The organism is Leptospira sarikeiensis (assembly GCF_004769615.1).
Classification (GTDB): domain Bacteria; phylum Spirochaetota; class Leptospiria; order Leptospirales; family Leptospiraceae; genus Leptospira_B; species Leptospira_B sarikeiensis.
The window spans coordinates 83,231-103,811 of the sequence record NZ_RQGF01000043.1 but is presented as its reverse complement, the minus strand read 5'-3'; the positions used below and the strand labels follow the sequence as shown (position 1 = coordinate 103,811).

Annotated in this window: 15 protein-coding genes; 9 read left to right on the top strand and 6 right to left on the bottom strand. The window is 40.4% G+C overall.

Features of this window, described 5'->3' with window-relative positions; all coding sequences use genetic code 11:
* The first annotated feature begins 227 nt into the window (after nucleotides 1–227).
* The 3 genes from EHQ64_RS19885 to EHQ64_RS19875 all read left to right on the top strand — a co-directional run bounded on the left by EHQ64_RS19885 (nucleotide 228) and on the right by EHQ64_RS19875 (nucleotide 4,798).
* Entirely contained in the window at nucleotides 228–2,333 is a 2,106-nt protein-coding gene (locus EHQ64_RS19885; RefSeq protein ID WP_135651553.1) for an ATP-binding protein, read from the top strand.
* A gap of 96 nt (nucleotides 2,334–2,429) precedes the next feature.
* Nucleotides 2,430–4,331: a PAS domain-containing sensor histidine kinase gene (locus EHQ64_RS19880; RefSeq protein ID WP_135651552.1), complete on the top strand. Its 1,902-nt coding sequence runs from the start codon at nucleotides 2,430–2,432 to the stop codon at nucleotides 4,329–4,331.
* A gap of 83 nt (nucleotides 4,332–4,414) precedes the next feature.
* Nucleotides 4,415–4,798 carry a hypothetical protein gene (locus tag EHQ64_RS19875; protein WP_135651551.1) on the top strand — a complete coding sequence of 128 codons (384 nt, stop codon included), beginning with the start codon at nucleotides 4,415–4,417 and terminating at the stop codon, nucleotides 4,796–4,798.
* Between the two features lie 45 nt (nucleotides 4,799–4,843).
* On the opposite strand, the gene EHQ64_RS19870 is transcribed toward EHQ64_RS19875, so the two are convergent.
* The 3 genes from EHQ64_RS19870 to EHQ64_RS19860 form a co-directional block, all read right to left on the bottom strand.
* Nucleotides 4,844–5,458, bottom strand: coding sequence for a glutathione S-transferase family protein (locus EHQ64_RS19870; RefSeq protein ID WP_135651550.1), 615 nt, complete (start codon nucleotides 5,456–5,458; stop codon nucleotides 4,844–4,846).
* A 139-nt stretch (nucleotides 5,459–5,597) separates the two neighbouring features.
* Nucleotides 5,598–6,029 carry an MAPEG family protein gene (locus EHQ64_RS19865; protein ID WP_135651549.1) on the bottom strand — a complete coding sequence of 144 codons (432 nt, stop codon included), beginning with the start codon at nucleotides 6,027–6,029 and terminating at the stop codon, nucleotides 5,598–5,600.
* Nucleotides 6,030–6,106: 77 nt separating this feature from the next.
* Nucleotides 6,107–6,685, bottom strand: a complete 579-nt coding sequence (locus EHQ64_RS19860) for a PaaI family thioesterase (protein WP_135651548.1) — start codon at nucleotides 6,683–6,685, stop codon at nucleotides 6,107–6,109.
* A 247-nt stretch (nucleotides 6,686–6,932) separates the two neighbouring features.
* Here EHQ64_RS19860 and EHQ64_RS19855 point away from each other — a divergent pair, with 247 nt between their 5' ends.
* Both EHQ64_RS19855 and EHQ64_RS19850 read left to right on the top strand, forming a co-directional pair.
* On the top strand, nucleotides 6,933–7,964 hold the full coding sequence (locus tag EHQ64_RS19855) for a zinc-binding dehydrogenase (protein ID WP_135651547.1): 1,032 nt from the start codon (nucleotides 6,933–6,935) through the stop codon (nucleotides 7,962–7,964).
* Between the two features lie 178 nt (nucleotides 7,965–8,142).
* On the top strand, nucleotides 8,143–8,778 hold the full coding sequence (locus EHQ64_RS19850; RefSeq protein ID WP_246048860.1) for a hypothetical protein: 636 nt from the start codon (nucleotides 8,143–8,145) through the stop codon (nucleotides 8,776–8,778).
* On the opposite strand, the gene EHQ64_RS19845 is transcribed toward EHQ64_RS19850, so the two are convergent.
* Nucleotides 8,775–10,487: a methyl-accepting chemotaxis protein gene (locus EHQ64_RS19845; protein WP_135651545.1), complete on the bottom strand. Its 1,713-nt coding sequence runs from the start codon at nucleotides 10,485–10,487 to the stop codon at nucleotides 8,775–8,777. The genes EHQ64_RS19850 and EHQ64_RS19845 overlap by 4 nt on opposite strands.
* A gap of 300 nt (nucleotides 10,488–10,787) precedes the next feature.
* On the opposite strand from EHQ64_RS19845, the gene EHQ64_RS19840 reads away from it, so the two are divergent.
* Both EHQ64_RS19840 and EHQ64_RS19835 read left to right on the top strand, forming a co-directional pair.
* Nucleotides 10,788–12,284, top strand: a complete 1,497-nt coding sequence (locus EHQ64_RS19840; protein ID WP_135651544.1) for a hypothetical protein — start codon at nucleotides 10,788–10,790, stop codon at nucleotides 12,282–12,284.
* 293 nt (nucleotides 12,285–12,577) lie between these two features.
* A complete protein-coding gene (locus EHQ64_RS19835; protein WP_135651543.1) occupies nucleotides 12,578–13,135 on the top strand; it encodes an O-acetyl-ADP-ribose deacetylase in 558 nt (185 codons plus the stop codon).
* 2 nt (nucleotides 13,136–13,137) lie between these two features.
* Here the strand turns inward: EHQ64_RS19835 and EHQ64_RS19830 are convergent, their stop codons facing one another.
* Together EHQ64_RS19830 and EHQ64_RS19825 are read right to left on the bottom strand one after the other, a co-directional pair.
* Nucleotides 13,138–14,658, bottom strand: a complete 1,521-nt coding sequence (locus EHQ64_RS19830) for a pectin acetylesterase-family hydrolase (RefSeq protein ID WP_135651542.1) — start codon at nucleotides 14,656–14,658, stop codon at nucleotides 13,138–13,140.
* 70 nt (nucleotides 14,659–14,728) lie between these two features.
* Nucleotides 14,729–16,156 (bottom strand): pectin acetylesterase-family hydrolase, encoded by a 1,428-nt coding sequence (locus EHQ64_RS19825; protein ID WP_135651541.1) that lies wholly within the window; start codon nucleotides 16,154–16,156, stop codon nucleotides 14,729–14,731.
* 434 nt (nucleotides 16,157–16,590) lie between these two features.
* On the opposite strand from EHQ64_RS19825, the gene lon reads away from it, so the two are divergent.
* Nucleotides 16,591–19,059 (top strand): endopeptidase La, encoded by a 2,469-nt coding sequence (lon, locus tag EHQ64_RS19820; protein WP_135651540.1) that lies wholly within the window; start codon nucleotides 16,591–16,593, stop codon nucleotides 19,057–19,059.
* Nucleotides 19,060–19,326: 267 nt separating this feature from the next.
* The gene (locus EHQ64_RS19815; RefSeq protein ID WP_167882439.1) at nucleotides 19,327–20,532 is read left to right on the top strand and encodes an Lcl domain-containing protein; all 1,206 of its coding nucleotides are present in this window, start codon (nucleotides 19,327–19,329) and stop codon (nucleotides 20,530–20,532) included.
* The last annotated feature ends 49 nt before the right edge of the window (nucleotides 20,533–20,581 follow it).

The window sequence follows — 20,581 nt, the reverse complement described above, 5'->3', positions numbered from 1 at the left end:
CCGGGCCAGGGATCGATGCGGGGTCAATTTATTTCCAATTCGGGATATGTTCCCGATCTGTTTATTGTGAAATAAATTGACCGAAGCGGAGAGCCCGTCCGGCCGCCAAAAAATGTTTATAAACCCGGATCTTACCTATTGTTGGAATTCCAACATGCTCTAAACGATCTTTAAAAAAGTGTGGACTTAAGTTTTCTAAGGTGTAATATTCACGCCCGCTGATCCGCATGAATGCTCTGGCTACCGCTATAGAAATTCGTTCCTCAAAGGATAAGAGCCTAGGCTTCTTATCTATTTATATCGGATCCATCTTTGTTCTATTTTTATTTATCCTTATTTATTTCACAAATGAAACGGAATTATTACGGATTTTAGATAATATCCATTGGACATCTTCGATGGGGATCGCAACGATCACTGCTTGGTTCGGATATCGTTCTTCAGAAGGAGAGACGAAAAAATTTAGGCTCTATTTCTTTTTAGGAATTCTCTCTTACTTTATCGGACAAATCGTTTGGGAGATCCAGGCGATCATCGAGTTTTATAGTTTTCCTTCCCCGAGTGATCTTTTCTATCCATGGCTTGGACTTTTTTTTGCATTAGGTTTCGCCCGGTTTTTGAAAGACAGAATTCCATCTAACAGAATGAAGGTTGCTTTCATGGACGCGTTAGGGCTTGCGATCGCCGTCCTTGCGGTGACTCTTGTTTTATATCTTTCTAGAAAAGAAGATAGGCCTTGGTTTCAACTTCTAACTCTATCTGTTTATCCTGTGTCCATGTTGTCTGCCGCTTGTATCGGGATCCTGATGAAACCTTCTTTGCGATTAAAAGCGGATTTTTCCTTTCTATGTTTGGTGCTTGGACTTGCAGGTACTGGGATCAGTTGGTTGCAATGGAACTCTCTGTTCTTGATCGCTATTCCGGAAGATGGCACATTGATCAACGCAGGTTTTTCCGCTAGTATTTTACTTTTAGGATATGGAACTCTTACTTGGGATCCTTTGAAGGACGGCATAGAACAAGAGACTGCGACTGAAAGCGGTTTACTTAGGATCCTTCCTTTGTTGGAAGTTTTGGTTTGTTCTGCTGCGATCATTCTGTCCTTAACTCTTCCAGAGCTGCCTGAGATCATTCGTTTAGTGATCTGGTTTTGCTCTGGCGTGATGGTGGTGATCGCAAGTCTTCGTCAAAGTTTGCTTGTTGCGGATCTTGCTACCGCGGAGAAGGTGATCCGAAATGCGAATAAGGAATTGGAGATTACCGTTGCGGAAAGAACTGAAGAGCTCATATCAACTAACAAATATTTGGTGACTGCAAACGATAAACTTCGTTCTGCGATGGATGAATTGAAAAGGACCCAGGAGAATTTAGTTCGTTCAGAAAGAATGGCTGTTTTAGGAAGATTGATGGCCGGGATCGCCCATGAGTTGAATACTCCTTTGGGGGCTATCCGTTCCTCTACGGAAGGTATTCGTTCTATTCTAAGCGAACCTTGGGAGAAACTTATAAAAGAATATTCTTCCTTCAATATGGAAGAAAGGGAATTTTGGGCGATTCTATTCAAGAAAGGAGGAAGTATTAATTCTGATTTCGATTCCAAAGAAGAAAGGGCCAAAAGAAAGAAGACAGAATCTATCTTAAGTTCGGCTGATGTTGAGAATTCCTTAGTTATGGCGGATGCTCTTACTGACTTAGGGATCTCTCCTGAACAAGTTTCTGAGATCCTGGATAAAATTCCTAAAGGAGATAGGGGGTGGATGATAGTCAGTAACGCTTCTTCTCTTTCTAGTATTTCCAGATCGAGTCAGTTGATTTTGGATGCTTCTATCAAAGCTTCTAGAGTGATCCAGGCCTTAAAAGGATATGCAGTTGGTGAAGGGGAATGGACTCCTCATTTGGAATCGATCTCGCCGAGAGAACAAATAGAAAATATTATTACATTATATTATTCTAAAATAAAAAATAAAGTGGTTGTAGATATAAATGTACCTGGATCCGCAAGAATAGCGGGCGATCCGGAAAGATTATATTTGATCTGGACAAATTTGATCACGAACTCTTTGCACGCGATGAATTATTCTGGTAGGATCTTTGTAGATGCGGAAAGAAAAGGTGATTTTTGGGAAATATCCATCCAAGATACCGGAAGTGGTATTTCTCAAGAGATCCAGGAGAGGATTTTCGATCCTTTTTTCACCACAAAATCTCCAGGCGAAGGGACAGGGCTTGGCCTAGATATATGTAAAAACGTTGTGGAAGAACATAAAGGATCGATCCGTTTTAAAAGTTCGGAAGAAGGAACCACCTTCTACGTTACCCTCCCTGCATCCTGACCGAAAACGTATTTAATAAGCGAAATTATTCGGTTGATCCGTAAAATCGGGTGTACAGAGTTGTGCGAGTCTTGTAATGATTATGCAAAGATCCCTATGAACGAACAGAAGAACGAAAACGTATATCGTGATCTATTCGAACAATCGCCGATCGGGTTAATGATTTTCGATAAAGAAGGAAAGGTAATCGAAGCAAACGATTCTTCCTTACGCTTCCTACAAGCAAGTCGAGAAAAAGTTATAGGATTATTATACTCGGACCTTAGAGATAAAAATATTTCCGGTCTGATCAGAAGGGGTTTAGACGGAGAAGCATCCGATTACGAAGGTCCTTATTCCACTACAATTAGCAAAGTTTTACTACAGGTTCGCATCAGAGTGAATCCACTCTCGGATGAATCAGGAGTTTTCGGGATCTCTTTGATTTTTGAGGATCTGACTGAGAAAAAGAAAACCGAGGAAAAATTAGCAGTCACTCTATCCGATATAGAAGCCGCAGAAACGGCTTTAAAAGAGAACGAGATCAAGTTCAAGACCTTATTCGATTCTGCGGGAGAAGCGATCTTTCTCATGGATGAGCGTGTCTTTTTAGAATGTAATCCTAAAACGGTCGAGATGTTCGGTTGCAAACGGGAAGATATCATCGGTGCTTCTCCTGTAGATTTTTCTCCTGAGTTCCAACCGGACGGTTCTCCTTCTTCAGTGAAGGCGATCCAAAAGATCCAGGCTGCTTTTGCGGGAAGACCTCAAACATTCGATTGGGTTCATTGTAGAAAAGACAGAACAACTTTCGATGCGGAAGTGACCTTAAATTCGGTCACTATGAACGGGAGAACTTTACTCCAAGCGATCGTTAGGGATATTTCCGAAAGAAAGAAGTCGGAAGAAGAGATCCGAAAACTAAACGAAGTCTTAGAACAAAAAGTGATCCTAAGAACGGAAGAATTAAAGGCAACGAATACTTATTTGGAAAATACGAATCGGGACTTACTCGTTGCATTGGACGAACTTAAATCCACTCAGGCTCAATTGGTCCAATCCGAAAAGATGGCTGTTCTAGGCCAATTGATCGCGGGGATTGCTCACGAAGTGAATACTCCTCTAGGTGCTATCATCTCTTCGAACGAGGGGATCCAAAGTGTGTTTAGAGATGATTGGGAAAAATTACTTTGCGAGTTTGCAGATCTTGATCCTCCGGAAAGAGATGTATGGAGAAAAATTTTCATAAAAGGAAGTATCTTTCCTGACTTTTATGATTCATCGGAGGAGAGAAGGAATCGAAAGATCATCCGAGAAACATTACTTAAATTGGGATTTTCATCTCCTGAATTCATTTCGGAGAATTTAGCCGAATTGGGTATTCGGGTAGAAGATCTTCCGGATCTGGTAAAACATGTTTCTAAGGAAAAATTTCCGGCCCTTGTGACGAATGCATACAATCTTTCCGGAATATTAAGATACAGTAATGTAGTTAGAGAGGCTGCGATCAAGGCGACTCGCGTGATCCGCGCCTTAAAAACCTATGTTTATCAGGATCATACCGGGATTAGTCTGATCGATATTCGGGAGCAAATGGATCTTGTGCTCACCTTATATTATAATAAAGTAAAACAAGGAGTGGAGATCAGAAGGGATTTCTGCGATAATTCAATGGTTCGAGGCCAGGCGGACCAGTTGACCCAGGTTTGGGCAAACCTGATCAATAACGCATTCCAAGCGATCTCTTACCAAGGAACTTTAGCATTAGAGTCCCATATTTCAGGAAGATTTTTGATAGTTACTGTTACGGACGACGGGCCAGGTATATCGGATGAGATCAAAGATCGGATATTCGAACCATTCTTTACCACAAAAGAAAAAGGAGAAGGAAGCGGTTTGGGCCTGGACATTTGTAGAAAGATAGTAGAAATGCATAAAGGAAAGATCGATTTTGAATCCATTCCTGGAAAGACCACTTTTAGAGTATTTCTTCCTTTGGCAGAGACAGAGATCTCTTAGACGGATTTCTAATCGGGGACTTTTTGCCGCATTACCCGAAACTTTGATTTACTATTCCCTTGTTTTATTTATGAATTTTCGCCATGAAAAGTATTTTAGTGCGAGTGCTTAGTTTTGGATTTTTAGTTTGGCTTGTTCCTTTCGTTGTAGCCATGGGTTTCTTTTCCCCGGAAAGAAAACTTTTGGTGGATATGTTCCTATTTAAAACGATCATGTTGCTTGTAGGAACTGCAACAGGTTCTTATTTATTATTTCTTCTTTCCAAAAGGATCCAAAGACCATCTTTCAAAATTTTCTTAGGAATTGGATCTATCTGGTTAATAGAAAATTGGGTCTTGGATTTTCTGATCCTTCTTCCTTTAAACGGAATGAGTGTCTCCGATTATTTCGTGCAAATTGGACTTAGATATGTTCAAATCGTATTCGTTTCTGCAGCGATCGGAGCTTCCATAGATAAACACGCTTAAACTGGAATGAAATAAGAAGGCCGCTTGTTATCGCGGCCTTTTCGTTTATTTTTTAGGGATTTCAGAACCCTTGATAAAACCCGGTCTTGCTCCCAGTTTTTCTTCCCAAACTTTTAGTTTTGGGAATTCATCCAAGGAAAGATCTATATAAGTTCTACCTTTCACCCAAGGCCAGGTCGCGATATCTGCGATACTTAATTCGCTTCCAGCAAGATATTCGGATTCTTTTAAACGTCTTTCTAAAACCGAATATAATCTTTTGGTCTCGTCCACATAACGATTCATTGCGTATGGGATCTTTTCCGGAGCGAACTTGACGAAATGATTTGCCTGACCTTGCATTGGTCCGACTCCTCCCATCTGGAACATCAACCATTGGATCGCAATAGATCTTTCTTTAGGATCTTTGGATAAGAATTTTCCGGTTTTTTCTGCGAGATAGAGTAGAATTGCTCCGGATTCGAAAACGGGAAAATCCCCATTATCCTTATCAACGATAGCAGGGATCCTTCCGTTCGGATTGATCTTTAGATACCATTCTTCTTTTTGCTCCAATTTGCTAAAGTCGATTGGATGTACTGTATAAGGAATTCCTAATTCTTCCAACATGATGGAAACTTTTTTTCCGTTAGGAGTTCCAGCTGTATATAATTCGATCAAAATATTCTCCTTTTGAGACTTCCGTTTTTATGTAAAAAAGCCCGAAAATCCGAGCTTATAAGTTTGACTCCGTTTTTCGACCCAAGATCAAAATTCTTTTTGGCCGTACCGGTTTTTTATCCAATACTTACGATCCTATTTAAGAAAGTAAAATGGAATGTAGAATATGCCCGGAAAGTAATAACATAGCCAGGATCCCTAGGTTGTAAGAGATGTTTCTCCAAGGTTGCTTATGTAAAAAGTAAAAAATTGCATGTAGTACCCTGGAAACTATAAATATTCCGGAATAAATAATCGTTCCCTCTTGCCAGCAATAAGTCTGAATATACCCGATCAGTAAGAATAAGAAAATCGGAATATTCTCCAGATCATTCCTAAAGATCCCGTTTGCAGTTGCAACTATCGGATGATCATCCGTTGCAGGAAAGGAATGAGTGAAAAACTCTGCATCTTCTTTCCAACGAAATGTTTTGGTTTTGATACGGACCAGTCCTTGAACTATGGAAGTGGAAAGTAGTTTTAAGAAAAGAAGTACGGAAACGATCGAGAAGACTTGCCAGGAAGATTCCATTCTATACTCCGAAACGAAAAAGATTTTCGGAGCATAGAATCCGGATTAAATCCGATTCCGACCAGCAAAAAATAAACTTACTCGGATTTGAGTTTCTCTTTTTTGAGGCGTTTCCTGATCTCCTTTCCTCTTTTCTGATTTTCTTCCAAAACTTTTAGAATGATATCTACTGGAAAAGCGGTGCCTTGGAACATTCTTGAAAAAACCCGATCTGGCATATCGTACCAACGAGCCTTTGAGGTAAGAAGAAGTTCTCCTGTTTTCTTCAAATGCACTGTACCTTTGGTATACAATCTTCTTCGCCTTACCATGGTAACCCAGCACCGAACTTCTATCTCTTCTCCTAAAGGACAAGCCTTGTAATAACGCATGTACAATTGATCCGTCATTACGAAATGTCCTAAATGAAAACAAAGAACTCCTTGTGCTTCATCTAAAAGAGTAGCTAGTGCTCCTCCATGTGCATATCCTGGAGCTCCTTCGAAATCTTTTTCAATCGTCCAATTGAATCGAACTTCTCCAGTAGGTTCATGAAATGGAAAGCTTGCGTGCAAACCTCTTTTATTCTCGGGTCCGCAACCGAAACAATTCTTATGATGCCAATCTTGTCCGTTTTGGCTGGCCCTAATTTGTTTATAAATGTCTTCCGCAGTCATCTGTTATTACTGTATTTACTACTACCATGGAAAAATCGCAGTCTTGGGGAACAAGGACGAAAAAAGCAAGAATAGATAACGAACAGCGTATTCTTCCTACAATCTCAAAGATTTAAATCGTTTCTAAAGAGACAAATTTAGAGAATGGTTTTGGTCCCGAATCGAATCTTAGATCCAAAATTTCTTATCTCAAATCCCTTGACCGATCCGCTAGGATTTATAATCTCATTTCCGTCGAGGAGTTCGAATGAAAGCCGCAGTATTAGAATCCGGAAAAAGAAATTTAATTATCAAAGAAGTCCCTGTTCCAGAACTCGGACCTGAAAAAGTAAAAGTGCGGATCAAAGCATGTGGGATCTGCGGTTCTGATATTCATTTGATCCTACACGGAACTTTAAAATGTAAACATTATCCTCAAATCCCCGGCCACGAAGCTTCCGGCGTTGTGGAAGAAGTCGGAGAAAAAGTGACTCGTGTCAAAAAAGGAGATCGAGTCGTGATCGCTGCAGGAACTAGTTGTGGTGAATGTGCGCATTGTCTTGCAGGAAGAGAGAATTTATGTAAAGATCTCGGAGTATTCGGATTCGATAGAGAAGGTAGTTTCGCAGAATATAATATAGTAGAAGAGCGTTATTTATATCCTTTACCTGACTCAGTTCCGTTCGAGCAGGGTGCGATCCTTGCAGATGCAGTTTCTACTCCTTATAATGCGATCAAGTTCCGAGGAAAGATCCAAGACGGAGATAATGTGGCTGTGTTCGGATGCGGAGGACTCGGGATCCATGGTGTAGTGATCGCAAGGGCTTTGACTAAAGGTAAGGTAATCGCTCTAGATGTGGATAGAGGTGCTCTCGAAAATGCTCTGGCCTATGGAGCCGACGAGGTAATCAATCTTAGAGAAGTAAAAAATCCGGGTAAGGCTTTAAAGGAAGTTTCTAAAGGAGTGGATCTACTCGCGGATTTTTCCGGAAGAATGACAAATATAGAAGAATCTCTTCGCGCAATGAATTCCGGGGGAAGAATGGTACTTGTAGGTATCGGGAGAGAACCGTTAAAATTTGCGATCCCATTTTCCATTATAGAAAAGCAGATCACTGTTGCAGGTTCTTATGGTTCCGATAGAAGGGCGATCCCTGAATTGATCGACTTATATGTACAGGGAAAATTAAATCTCTCCAGATCGATCACCGCAGTGCGAAAATTAGAGGAGATTAATGAAGGACTCCAAGATCTGGAAGATAGAAAAGGGAATCCGATCCGTATCGTGATCACTCCTTGAGAAATCATTGGTTGAAAAGTGTAGGAACTTTGCTTGCTATCGTATTAGCGTTCTAAATTCTATCAGATAGTCGATGTTTAAAGAATATTTGCAATACGTGTTTTCAAGAGGACAAGTGCGATCTATCTTGTTTACCAGATCCATCTTGTTTTTGTTTATAGGTATCACGTACATAGCCATGCTAAATGGCGAAGCGACCGGTTCCGGCGGTTTCATGATCTCGTTTTTAGGTCTAATCATGACTTTTGTTTTTAACGGGTATGTGATCCGTTCGGGAATGGATCCGAAAAAGCCTGTAGATTTCGGGAACTATTTTGTTTTTTTATTTTTACTAGCCATATTTCTAATAGTGTTCGTCTTTTTACTTTTTATTCTAATGGAACCATTTATAGGATCCCAGAATTTAGAAATTTTAAAAAAGCAAGAGGAGGCGGATCCCAAGGCCCCATTTTCTCCTGAATTGATCCGTCTCTCACTGATCATTTTTTTTGTAATGGGCTCGGCCTTGTATTATATTATACCGATCTTTCTTTCGAAGTTAAGTATATTGAAGGGATTAAGAGAATTACCCAATTGTCTAAGAGACCCGGACTATTTTGTGGCATCTTTATCTCCGTTCGTGATCTTGTTCTTTCCTATACTTTTAAGAGCTTTGATCTCGAACTCAAAAGAAATGATGGATTCTTTTTTCGGACAAATATTATCTATCATAATCTTTTTTCTTATTATGACTGCGGATATATATTTGCAGTATCCGACTTATTATCTGTTAAAAAAAGAGAAAAAATCGGAAGAAGATCCAATATCCAACTAAGCCTTTAAAAAGCTCATAGTATCTCTTAGGCTTTTCGCGATATTCAAAAGCCCATTTGCACTTCCTGCAATCTCTTCCGAATTGGCCGCACTACTTTGAACGGTTACTGAAATATTAGAAACTGCATTTGCAGTTTCTGCAACCGCAATCTTTTGTTCTCTTACTGAAGTTCGGATCTCCTCCGACTTGGAATCCACATCATTGACCGCGCCGATGATCGTTTCCTTTTTCTCCAACTGGATCTGCATGGTAGATACTATATTGTCCGAAGATAGTTTAATAAAAGATAAACCTTCCAAAATTTCTCCGTAAACTTTCACGCAACTATCCACAAAGTTTTTGCCTGATTCGATCTCTTTGTTACTTGCTCGGATCAGATCTTCTATCGTTTTAGTACTTTGATCCGTTTGTTCCGCGAGTCTTGTGATCTCAGTTGCCACCACTGCAAAACCTTTTCCATGTTCTCCAGCTCTTGCAGCTTCGATGGCCGCGTTTAATGCGAGAAGATTCACTTTTTCTGAAATTTCCTGAATGATCGCAGTGATGGATCTCATCTCTCCGGAGCTGGATTCAATTTTGATCATACTTTCGGAAAGGCTTCCCATATTTTTTTTACCTGCTTCAGTTTTGGAATACATTTCAGATATTCTACCAAGAGAATCCGAAACAGAATCACCTACCTTCGTGATCAGAGTATCTAATTCTCTCATTTCTTCGGAGAAGGAAAGGATGAGTTTATATTGGGATTCGGCGTTATTAGTGACTTGCTCCATACCTGCGCTGATCTCTTCTACAGACGCGGAGATTTGTTCCACAGAAGCGGATTCACTTTGTGCATTTTCGGAAAGATAGTCGCTTGCTTTGGAAAGTTGTTCTGCAGAGGCCAAAATTGATTCGGAAAAAGTTAGGATAGAAGATAACATATTCTTCACTTTGATCTGGAAATTTTTGAAGATAATTGAGAGAAGAAATAATTCGTCCTGATTCAGTTCATCGTCCTCGATATCGATCGGATGACTGAAGTCGGCATCTCTGATCGATATTCTGACCCGATTCAATCCTTTTACTAAACGGATCGAGAATTTAATAGAAGCATAAAGTATATAAGCAAGGGTCAGAGCGGACAAACTTAAAAAAACGGCCAAACTAAATGCATATTCAGTCTCGGCTCTCTCATAGATCCTTTCCGAAATGAGAAGTTGGACCGAGATCAGTTTTTCGATATTTCCGGCAACAGGATCAATTTTAGAATACATCTTCTGGTCTGCAAAAACACCGAGCCCTTCCTTATCCTTAGCGATCATCAAGCCTTTGGCTTCGTCTACACTCTTATCCGCCTCTTCGAAAAGAGGTTTTAATTGAGTGATCAATACAGTTTCTTCTTCTACTAAATGTGTCTGAAGATAAGTATTCCATTCTTCTTTGATCTCTTTCATCGCAAGATCCAAAGTTTCCACGCCTTGGTCGTATGTAAAAGCCCCGCTTCTTACTTTATGCACGCAATCAACGATAGAGATCGCATAATGATCTGAAATTTTTTTTAACTGTTTTAAAGGAATTAATCTATCGTTTCGGATGGTTTCTATATCCCGGATCCTAGATGCGGAATTGATAAGAGAAAGTGCTAATATGATCAGGAAAGGAATGAGCACGGATGAAAATAGGATGGAAAGTTTTGTTTTCAAACTTAAACGCAGGTACCACTTCATGGAATACTCCGAGGCAGGGATGATATCATAGTATTGGAAAATGATCGAGTAAATTAGAACGTTTCTTTCTCGGATAAGATTTGTGTGGGATATACACTTTCTTACTTTTAGAAGGAAATAAGATTGCCTCAGATTAAATATTCAAGAGGGTATGAAACCTTTACTTCCGGCGCTTACTAGAGGATCCTGATTTATTGTAGCGATCGCTATAGACTTGACAGAACCTGATTGCTGGTTAATGTCGGAGAACAAGCCCCTTGGCTTTTATAATACAAATGTTATAAAATGGGAGAGGCAGGAATGAGCCTTTTGAAACAAAGAATAGAAAGAGAAAAAAAATCCGGGAATCTGCAGCTCCGAATTCTGATTTTATTATTTTTAATCAGCGGATTCGCAATCTCCATATCCGCATTTTCACTAAAACAAATCCCGGATTCGATCGGTCCGGATGGAAGAAATATCTCCAGACAATTCTTCCAATTTTTGAAAACCGCGATTATTAAGAACAAATACGATGGAAGAGCGGAAGGTTTTCATAAATATCTGGATCGCTCCTTGGAAAGATTCGAATTAAAAAATTTATTCAATTCGGAATACATGGAGAAGGACGCAAGCGGCCAACACTATGTGACTTATAGGGGAAGATTCGCTACGGATGGATATAAAGTAAGCCTTGAATCCGTAAGAATGAAAGACGTTGCCATTCCGAACTTCGGCGATTTTACAGCTGAATTTGCCTTAAAACATAATCCGAACCCGACGTATGGTGGGAATTCCTACTCCGGTAATTTGGATGTACTAACACATCTTGGCCCTTTCACTCATAAGCATGGATTGAATGCTATGGATTCAGGCTTACACTTTTTGGATGCGAACAATTTAAAATCTATAAGCGCTCCGGAGACCACATCCTTTAAAAAGATCAAGGATCCTGAAGCGAGAAAAGCGATTAATGATTTTACGGAATCTTTCCCCGCTCTCGCAAAGTTCATGAGCTACTATTTCGGTCTAGATTCTTTGTTAAAAGTGCAACCGGAAGGAAAACTTCCCGGAGTTACTGCATTTAGTTTCGAAGGGAATATCGAGCAGACATTGATGAGGGATTATCCGGATCTAGGCGATTATCTGGATGATATCAAATATTTAGGTTTTATTAAATTAAGGATCACAAACGTTTCCGGAAGATCACTCGCTGAGTTTGCGATAGAATCCAAAACAAGAGAGATCCGTTTCAAATTCTACACTCTGAACGGGAAAGTTATCCCATACGATACTAAGGGGAATTTTTATCCTCAAGAAGCTTTCACATTAAGTTCTCTCTCCGAATTTCCTTTCGTTGTAAAGGCGAGTATGGAAGCGAATTTATACGGATTAGTCTTAGAAAACAACGATGTCCAATTATTGGGTAGATTTTCAAATACGGCTACATCCGGGATCTTAAATTTAAAGATCACTAAGATAGAAGAATTCGATGTAAGTGGTGCTTTCGGATATTTTGCTCCTTCTTGGGCGATCAATATTTTTATTCCGGGAAATCTTCAGTCCATTATCTATGAATTCACTGAAACTTTGGTAAAGGCGAATAATGGAAAAGGAACAAGTATCGTTCTTAGATGGGATCGAGATAATTCAAAAACGGCTATGAGAACCCATATAGAAACCGAGTTCTTGGATAACTTCTTTATTCGATTCGGTTTGAAGATATGGAACCATAAGGTTTTACCGGATGAGGATGCAAAAGACGATATCCGCGCGGTGCTTTCCAAAACGATCGATCTACTCTTAAAAGGGATTTGATCTTAGTCCCATAGATCGGTTTAAGGCTTCGAGCTCTGGCGGGTTCGGAGCCTTTTTCATTTCCTAGATTTAATTTCGAACGAAGCCGATCCGTTTTGTGAGCAGATGATCTAACTCCATTTTATATAATAACGAATATATTATTAAAGAAATGTCTAAAAAAGAAACAAAATCGATTATTAGGGAATTGATTTTGACGTTTTAGGGATATTGAATTACTCATTATTATTAAACGAATTATGAAAACAATATGTAAATTTTCCTTGCAAGAGATCCGTTTATGGTCTCTTTAAATAGCGATGGAAATTTATGTTTGGAAAGGCGATATTACGTCCGTTCAAACGGATGCGGTGGTAAACGCAGCCAATTCTTCCTTGGGGGGAGGAGGCGGTGTAGACGGGGCCATTCATAGAATAGGGGGGCCCAAAATCGCCGAGGAATGTAGGATATTAAAGATCAAAAAATATCCGAACGGACTTCCTACAGGGCAATGCGTTCTGACTTCAGGTGGCCAGCTTCCCTCAAAATACGTGATCCATGCAGTAGGGCCTGTTTGGAAGGGAGGAGAATATTGGGAGGCTTCTCTATTAGAAACCTGTTATAAGAACATACTCCAATTGTCTTTCGAAAGGGCATTCGAGTCGGTTGCGGTCCCAAGTATCAGTACCGGGATTTTTGCCTATCCGAAAGAGTTGGCGGCCCCGATCGCAATCAAAACCGTATTGGAGCATAAAGGCCAATTTCCTAGAAAACTGATCTTTGTATGTTTCGATCAGGAAACAAAAGATCTATATGAAGAAATTCTAAATAAATCCGGGACAGAATATAAAGAGGGTATTTCTTCTTTTTAAATTTATAGACCTAGGCCTGCCGCTCCACCGCATGCTGTGAATAGATCCTGTTTCGGGTTTAAAGAATAGGACTCGTCGGAAGTCGCACTCCCAAAATTCTTATTTATCGTATTATCGAATAAGTTCGTATTTACGCAAGATCCTGAGGAATCATTACATTGAACACTTGCAGGAGGGCTTGCTCCGTTTGCAAATGTATTCAACCAAGTGGAGAATTTCACCCCACCGCTCTTAAGAGAATACATTTCATTGTAAGTAGTGATCGTATGTACATCTCCAGGACCTACATAGTATCTATAATTCGCTTTGGAACTTGCATCTACCATTTTGGCGACGGCTTGTTTAGACCAATCGCAAGTTGTGTAATCGTTCGAGCTGGAACTAGAACCGTCGGGCACGGAACTTCCGTCGCTATCCCCATAAATGGAAGAATAACTTCTGCCTGCTTGATAAGGGTCCGCAACAGCGCTTGTGGAATAAGTTAAAGTCGAGTTATTAATCTTGTTGATCTGACCCATTGTATGATAAAAGAATCTTTGGTTCCCATCGAATAGCGCTGTATACTGCCCTAGAAGATCTCCGGAGTATTCGGTTGCTACTTTTTTAAAGTAATCGTTAATCGAAGGACTTCCTGTAGTAGTATAATTGGCCCCGATCCCGGCTACCCACTGAGGAAGATTTGAATTCGAAAACCCGCTACCACTTCCAATCCCATTCGTTTCCACTCCCCAAGAACTTTCTAATAATGGAAAAAATGCAGGACCTATGGAATAAGCTCCCGTAGGAACCACTGCATTCGAAGCATCGGATAACATTCTGACGGTAGCGCTTGGATCGATCGTAGTGATCGTTTCTCGGATGATCGGATAATTTAGGATCGCTCCATATCCGCCTGCACTTTGACCGGTTACGAAAACCCGATCTAAAGAAGAATAAGAACCTTGAATGAATTTTAAGACGGAGATTACATTATCATATCCGTGGTGTTTGATCGTTCCGCTCGTATAAGTTTTATCCTTGCTACCGATATGCAAATCTCCCGTGCAATACGGAACAAAAATAACATCATAATCTTTGAATGGATTCGCCGCGATGGATTGATCTATGACCCCTTTAAATAAAAGATCCAATGCAAAATCCGGGATCACGTTCAATTGATTGAAATAAGTAACAGTGTTATTGCCAAAACAATTCGCATTGTCCCAACAAGCACCTCCTCCCATAAAATTGATGAGTAGTTTTTTATTATTCGGAGCAACGATTTTTCGGAAGAAATAAAAGTCCACATTTCCTTCAGTACCGCTACATTTCGGATCGAAATTCGCAGTGTATGTGTAAGGTGTCGCCCCATGGTCCACTTGAGTAGTAAATGTGTCCGGTTTAGGAGTGATCCTTACGTAAGGTGTGGTGACTAGATCCAAGATATAAGCCGAAGCCAATAATTGTGTATTATCTTCTTTGTCCGGTTTGGTACAAAAAACTTGGGAGAATACGACTAAGAGAACTAGAAGACGGATTTGCATAAAAACCTAATACGCCCTCTTAAGATGTGAGGGCGATATTAGCTATAGTTTATTCAAGTTTCCGAAAATGTCAAGGGAAGCAAGTCTCGTATAGATCCTTATTCGCGTCGTAAGATTCGTGAGAAGTCGCTCTTTTTAAACTATCATTGTAAGAATTGAAGTTATAATTCTTATCCGTACAAGGATGGGATCCGGAACCTAGAGAACAATCCACATCCGCAGGGATGGATGCACTTGAGATAATCCCTTTCAACCAAGTGTTAAAATTTGTTCCGTTACTTGTAAGACCATACATACTATCGCTTGTAGTGATTGTATGAATATCTCCCGGGGCGATATAATAAGAATAATTAGAGTTCGCGATCCCGGTCATTGCAGTTCTTGCATTGATTGCCCAATTACAATTGGAAGGAGTGTTTCCACCGATCGGATCATCGGAAACCTCTCTCGCATCGCCCGGTCCGAAATAAGAACTAGAGTCCGAATAAGCAGGAGTTCCGGAATCAATGATCCCCATTACATTATAAAACCATCTTTGAGTGGCGTCGAAAGCGGCGGTATATTGACCGATCTTGTCACTTGGGTATGTGTTAGCGACTCTAGTCATATAGTCTTGGATAGAAGGTGTTCCATTTAAGTAGGTGCTTGATCCTACGGCCCAGTCAGGCATGTTGATGGCGCTTCCCCATTTGTCTCTGACTATGTCCTGGAAGAATCCGTTAATGACTGCCCCGTTAGAAGCGTCTGCAACAAGATCCATTTTGTTAAAATTAGGAAATTTTGCAGATTCGCTAAATACCTGGCGAATATGAGGATAATTTAATATTGCTCCGTAACCTCCGGCGCTTTGGCCCGCGACAACTACGTTCGTGACCTGGGAATAGTTCTCCTGAGCGTATTTAAGTACAGAGAGTACGTTATCATGGCCCCTATGGCTGTATTCCGGATCAACCGCCACATACGGATCATTGTAATCGGTTGTGGTATCCCTGGAACCTATATGAAGATCTCCAGTACAATACGGTATAAAAAGAACATCATAATCTTTTAATGGATTGGAGGAATTATTCGCATCTAAAATCCCCTGGAATGCGATCTTGACGAATAGGTCCGGAACCGTGTTTAAAAGATTGAAAAAGGTAGTGGTGTTATTTCCGAAACAATTATTATCGCTCCAACAAGCTCCTCCTCCCATAAAATTGATGAGAAGTTTTTTGTTATTCGGGCTTACTGTTTTTCTATAAAAATAAAATTCCGTATTTCCTGAATTCCCAAAACATTTCGGAGTGTATTGCCTACCTGCTTGGTAACTTGCATTTGTATTTGGGATTGTGATGGTATCCGTTTCGGGAGGAGTGATCCTTTGGTAAGGATTATAAAGCACTTCGGCAAGTACAAGACCGGTTAGAGCCTTGGTATTATCGGGCTCATCTTTTTTACAACCTACGAATAACGTGATCGAGATCATAAGAAAGAGAGTATAATTTTTAAACTGCATGTATGTATCCCCTAGATCTAAACGGCCGAGAAAGTTTTGTATTTTCAATTTAGACTAAATATAAGTACTTAAAAGTCAATCCGTATCCTTTGTTCAGGCAGAGAAGAAAGAACGGTCGTTATATTAAGTTTCGGGATTTGAACATGAGTTCAAGATTTGCCCAAACTTATAAACACTCTGGAAATCAAAGTTTATCCATGTATTTCCCGACAAAATGTTTTCTAGGCCCGGAAATTTTTCCTAATTTTCTCAGGATACCCTCCGTTTTTGGGGACTATCATTTAGAAACCGATCGGATCTAGGAGTTCCTACAAAACTTTTTCCGGGTCGATCCTCTTTTCCTGGCCAATCCAAGGAAAAGAAAGATTTGAGTCTTTGGCAGTAACCCAGAAACTGGAATCCACTCCGAATAATCTTAAAAGCGAAGGTGAAATGTGGATCTTTTTGATAATCTAGGCGAAATTGACGGAAGTATCATCCCGGTAGATTCCATTCTCCCGCCTGAGCTTTTTTTGGTCCCGATCAAGACTAGACCCGTTTTTCCGGGCATTATTACTCCTCTTATCGTTCCGGGTGGGAAATTTTCCAAAGCAGTAGAAGAAGCGCTCAAAGGAAATTCTTTTATCGGACTTGTACTATTAAAGGACGAGGAAAATGAAAAGAAGACGGAGGAGAATATCTACGATTACGGAGTCGTTGCAAAAATCCTAAAAAAAGTAAATCTTCCCGACGGGGCTGTGAATATTCTCATCAATACCGTTCGCAGATTCAAGGTAGAATCTTTTTCGTCAGTCGAACCATTATTGATCTCTAAAGTGACTTATCCGGAAGAAGAAACAGGTGCATCTAAAAATACCATCAAGGCAATGATGAGAACACTTCTGATCATGACAAGAGAGCTTGCTCAGAACAACCCTTTGTTTACGGAAGAGATGAAACTCACTATGCTGAATGTGAACGAGCCGGGTAAAATGGCCGATTTCGTATGCAGTATTTTGAATATAGAAAAAGAAGATTATCAATCCGTGATCGAGTCGGTAAATCTGAAGGATCGGATCGAAAAAGTATTATTATATCTTAAAAAAGAGATCGATCTAGTTAGTCTTCAAAGAGAGATACAGGAAAATATCCAAGATAAGATCGATAAACAACAAAGGCAATTTTTCCTTAGAGAACAACTCAAAGCGATCCAGGCAGAGCTCGGACAGAAAGAGGGAAAATACGAGAAAAAGTACGAAAAGTTTTTAGAAAGACTGAAATCTATCCCTGCGGATCCGGAAGTGATCGAAGAAGTAGAACGTGAAATGGATAAGTTCTTCTACACGGATCAAAATACCGCGGATTATAACGTTATCCGAAATTATTTGGATATTATGGAAAGCCTTCCTTGGGAATCCGCTCCTTCCAGGGAGATCGATCTGGATAAGGCAAGAAAGACCTTAGATAGAGATCACTATAAACTGGACGATGTGAAAGAAAGGATCCTGGAATTTTTAGCGGTGAAAAAATTGAAACCGACTGAGAAAGGTTCCATTCTACTTTTAGTGGGTCCTCCTGGTGTAGGAAAAACTTCTATCGCTAAGTCGATTGCCGAGGCGATGGGCAGAAAATTTTTCCGATTCTCCGTTGGTGGAATGAGAGACGAAGCAGAGATCAAGGGACATCGTAGAACTTATATAGGAGCGATGCCTGGAAAGATCATCACTGCATTAAGGATCACTAAGGAAAAAGACGCAGTCATTCTTTTGGATGAGATAGATAAATTAGGTTTAGGAATGCAGGGAGATCCTGCTGCAGCACTTCTGGAAGTTCTGGATCCGGAGCAGAATAAAACGTTTAGAGATCATTATCTAGATCTTCCATTCGATCTTTCTTCCGTATTCTTTATTGCGACTGCAAATACTTTGGATTCTATCAGTAGGATCCTCTTGGATAGGATGGAAGTGATCAATCTATCCGGATATATCACGGATGAAAAGTTACAGATCTTTACAAAACATTTATGGAAGAAGGTTTTGCAAAAGAACGGTATAGAACCTTACGGGATCCAAATCGATAAGAAGGCGATCGTTAGTCTTATAGATCATTACTCCAGAGAATCGGGGGTTAGGGGTTTAGAAAAACAATCCGACAAACTTGCTCGTAAACTAGCATTACAAATCGTTAAAGGAGAATCTTATCCTAAAGATCTTCAGCCCAAGGATATTGAGAAATTATTGGGAGTTCCAAAATATACTGACGATAGAATGACCAAACCTACCGTTCCGGGAACGGCATTGGGGCTCGCGTGGACCTCTGTAGGAGGTGCGACATTATTGATAGAAGCAGTCTTTGTGAAAGGGAAGGGCGGAATCCTTTTAACAGGTATGATCGGAAAATCGATGGAAGAATCTTCCAGTATCGCTCTTAGCTATATTAAGAATTTCTTAGGTAAAGAGGATCTATTTACCGAAAAAACGATCCACCTACATGTACCTGACGGTGCTACTCCTAAGGACGGCCCGAGTGCGGGGATTACTATGGCGACAACCATTCTCTCGTTAGTCCTTGGCAAAAGGATCAAATTGGGATTCGGGATGACTGGAGAATTGACACTTACCGGGGAAGTTTTGGCAATAGGTGGTTTACGGGAAAAAATTGTGGCCGCTAAAAGGGTCGGAGTACATAAAATTATTTTCCCGGCCGACAATCGCCCTCAATTGGATGAAATTCCTGACTATGTGAAAAAGGGAATGGAATTCTTTCCCGTTTCCAAATTCGAAGAGGTAGCAAAAATACTTTTCGAAGAAAAAGTCCTGGAATCCGTTCGACCAAAGTCCCAAGTTCCTGAAAAAATAGTAAAGGGGAAGAAGACAAAGAGTATTCCTAAAAAGAAATCCAAAGGTAAAAAATTAAATAAGTAAAATTTTGACTCTTCCATTGTGGTTAGAAGATATGTTTTAAAGTAGGAACATCGAGACATGTCTTCATTGCCGTATTTTCGGTATCTTATTTGTATTTTATGCCTATCATCGGGATTTTGTAAACCTTCCGGCGGTTATAATCCGGGAGATCCAAGTTCCCAGGAATTTTACGAAACCCAAATATTGAAATGTATGCTTGGGGAGTTGGCCGAATGCGTAAAGGAGCCACCGCCTCCTTCCGGCCCGACCATATTATATAAAAGAAATATGTTCGATTCCATTGATTTCTATATAGGGTCTACCAAAACTTTTACTCCCGCGGTGACCGGCACGACCCCGATCACTTATTCCATATCCGGAACTCTCCCCGCAGGATTGAATTTTAATACTGCCACCGGTCAAATTTCAGGAACACCTACAGTTCAAACCACTTTACTTTCTTTTACTGTAACTGCGACCAATTCCATAGATGTGGCTCAAGATACGTTTAACGTTTCGGTATGGGATTTAGGAGCAGTCCCTGATACGGGGAAATCTAATTGTACGGATAATTCGGGAAATGGAGCCTCTTGTACTGGCCAAGACGGTCAATATTCCAATCTACCGGGATTCAGGAGTTATAATACACCCACTACACATCCTACATTTACAAATCAAACGATCACTCTAGATCTCATTCGAGGTTTGTATTGGAAGACTTGTGCAGAAGGCCAGACTGATCCGAGCTGCAGTGGAACTCCTACATTCTTGGATTGGGCGGGAGCATCAAATGTATGCACAAATTTGAATACTGCACCTGGTTACGCGGGATTTACCAATTGGAGACTTCCAACCGCAAAGGAATTATATACTTTAATTAGTTTGAATAGTTCCGTGCCTCTGATCGAAACCACATATTTTCCGAACACGGATTCGACAGTCGCATACTGGACATCCACACAATTTGCGGGAAGTGGTGTGCAAGCATACGGAATTCACTTTGCTACGGGAAATTCGATGCCATTTAATAAGGCTTCTAGTTTGGCGGTTCGATGTGTTGCAGGACAAACACTTTCTGCTCCTGTGTTTATGGATCAAGGGAATGGGATCGTACTTGAGGAAAACACACAACTATATATCCAGAAATGTAATAACGGAGAAACATATTCTGCAGGAGCATGTGGATCCGGTGCAAATTCCATAGACTGGGATACTGCTGTCGCTATCTGCAATTCTTTTAATATGAATGCATTTACGTGGAGACTTCCGAACTTAAATGAATTACATCTTCTTGTGGATTATTCGGATAGCACAGATCCAAGAGTGTATTCTATCTTTAATACTATAGCTTCTGTAGGTTATTGGACTTCTTCTTCTCAAGGAGGAGGTGGAACAGAAGTAAACGCATATGCAAATCTTACCGATACCGGCGAGATGACTTTGCAAACTAAGACGAATTTCCTGAATTTTCGCTGTGTAAGTAGCGGTCCTTAAACCTGCCAAAAGAATTTGCTTTTTAGGCCCCTTCTCGGACGCTGTTCGA

Coding starts and splice junctions, on each gene's coding strand:
- EHQ64_RS19840 (WP_135651544.1), top strand. CDS start 10,788: ATGAGCCTTTTGAAACAAAGAATAGAAAGAGAAAAAAAATCCGGGAAT.
- EHQ64_RS19885 (WP_135651553.1), top strand. CDS start 228: ATGAATGCTCTGGCTACCGCTATAGAAATTCGTTCCTCAAAGGATAAG.
- EHQ64_RS19875 (WP_135651551.1), top strand. CDS start 4,415: ATGAAAAGTATTTTAGTGCGAGTGCTTAGTTTTGGATTTTTAGTTTGG.
- EHQ64_RS19860 (WP_135651548.1), bottom strand. CDS start 6,685: ATGACTGCGGAAGACATTTATAAACAAATTAGGGCCAGCCAAAACGGA.
- EHQ64_RS19815 (WP_167882439.1), top strand. CDS start 19,327: ATGTTCGATTCCATTGATTTCTATATAGGGTCTACCAAAACTTTTACT.
- EHQ64_RS19845 (WP_135651545.1), bottom strand. CDS start 10,487: ATGAAGTGGTACCTGCGTTTAAGTTTGAAAACAAAACTTTCCATCCTA.
- EHQ64_RS19855 (WP_135651547.1), top strand. CDS start 6,933: ATGAAAGCCGCAGTATTAGAATCCGGAAAAAGAAATTTAATTATCAAA.
- EHQ64_RS19850 (WP_246048860.1), top strand. CDS start 8,143: ATGCTAAATGGCGAAGCGACCGGTTCCGGCGGTTTCATGATCTCGTTT.
- EHQ64_RS19830 (WP_135651542.1), bottom strand. CDS start 14,658: ATGCAAATCCGTCTTCTAGTTCTCTTAGTCGTATTCTCCCAAGTTTTT.
- EHQ64_RS19865 (WP_135651549.1), bottom strand. CDS start 6,029: ATGGAATCTTCCTGGCAAGTCTTCTCGATCGTTTCCGTACTTCTTTTC.
- EHQ64_RS19825 (WP_135651541.1), bottom strand. CDS start 16,156: ATGCAGTTTAAAAATTATACTCTCTTTCTTATGATCTCGATCACGTTA.
- EHQ64_RS19880 (WP_135651552.1), top strand. CDS start 2,430: ATGAACGAACAGAAGAACGAAAACGTATATCGTGATCTATTCGAACAA.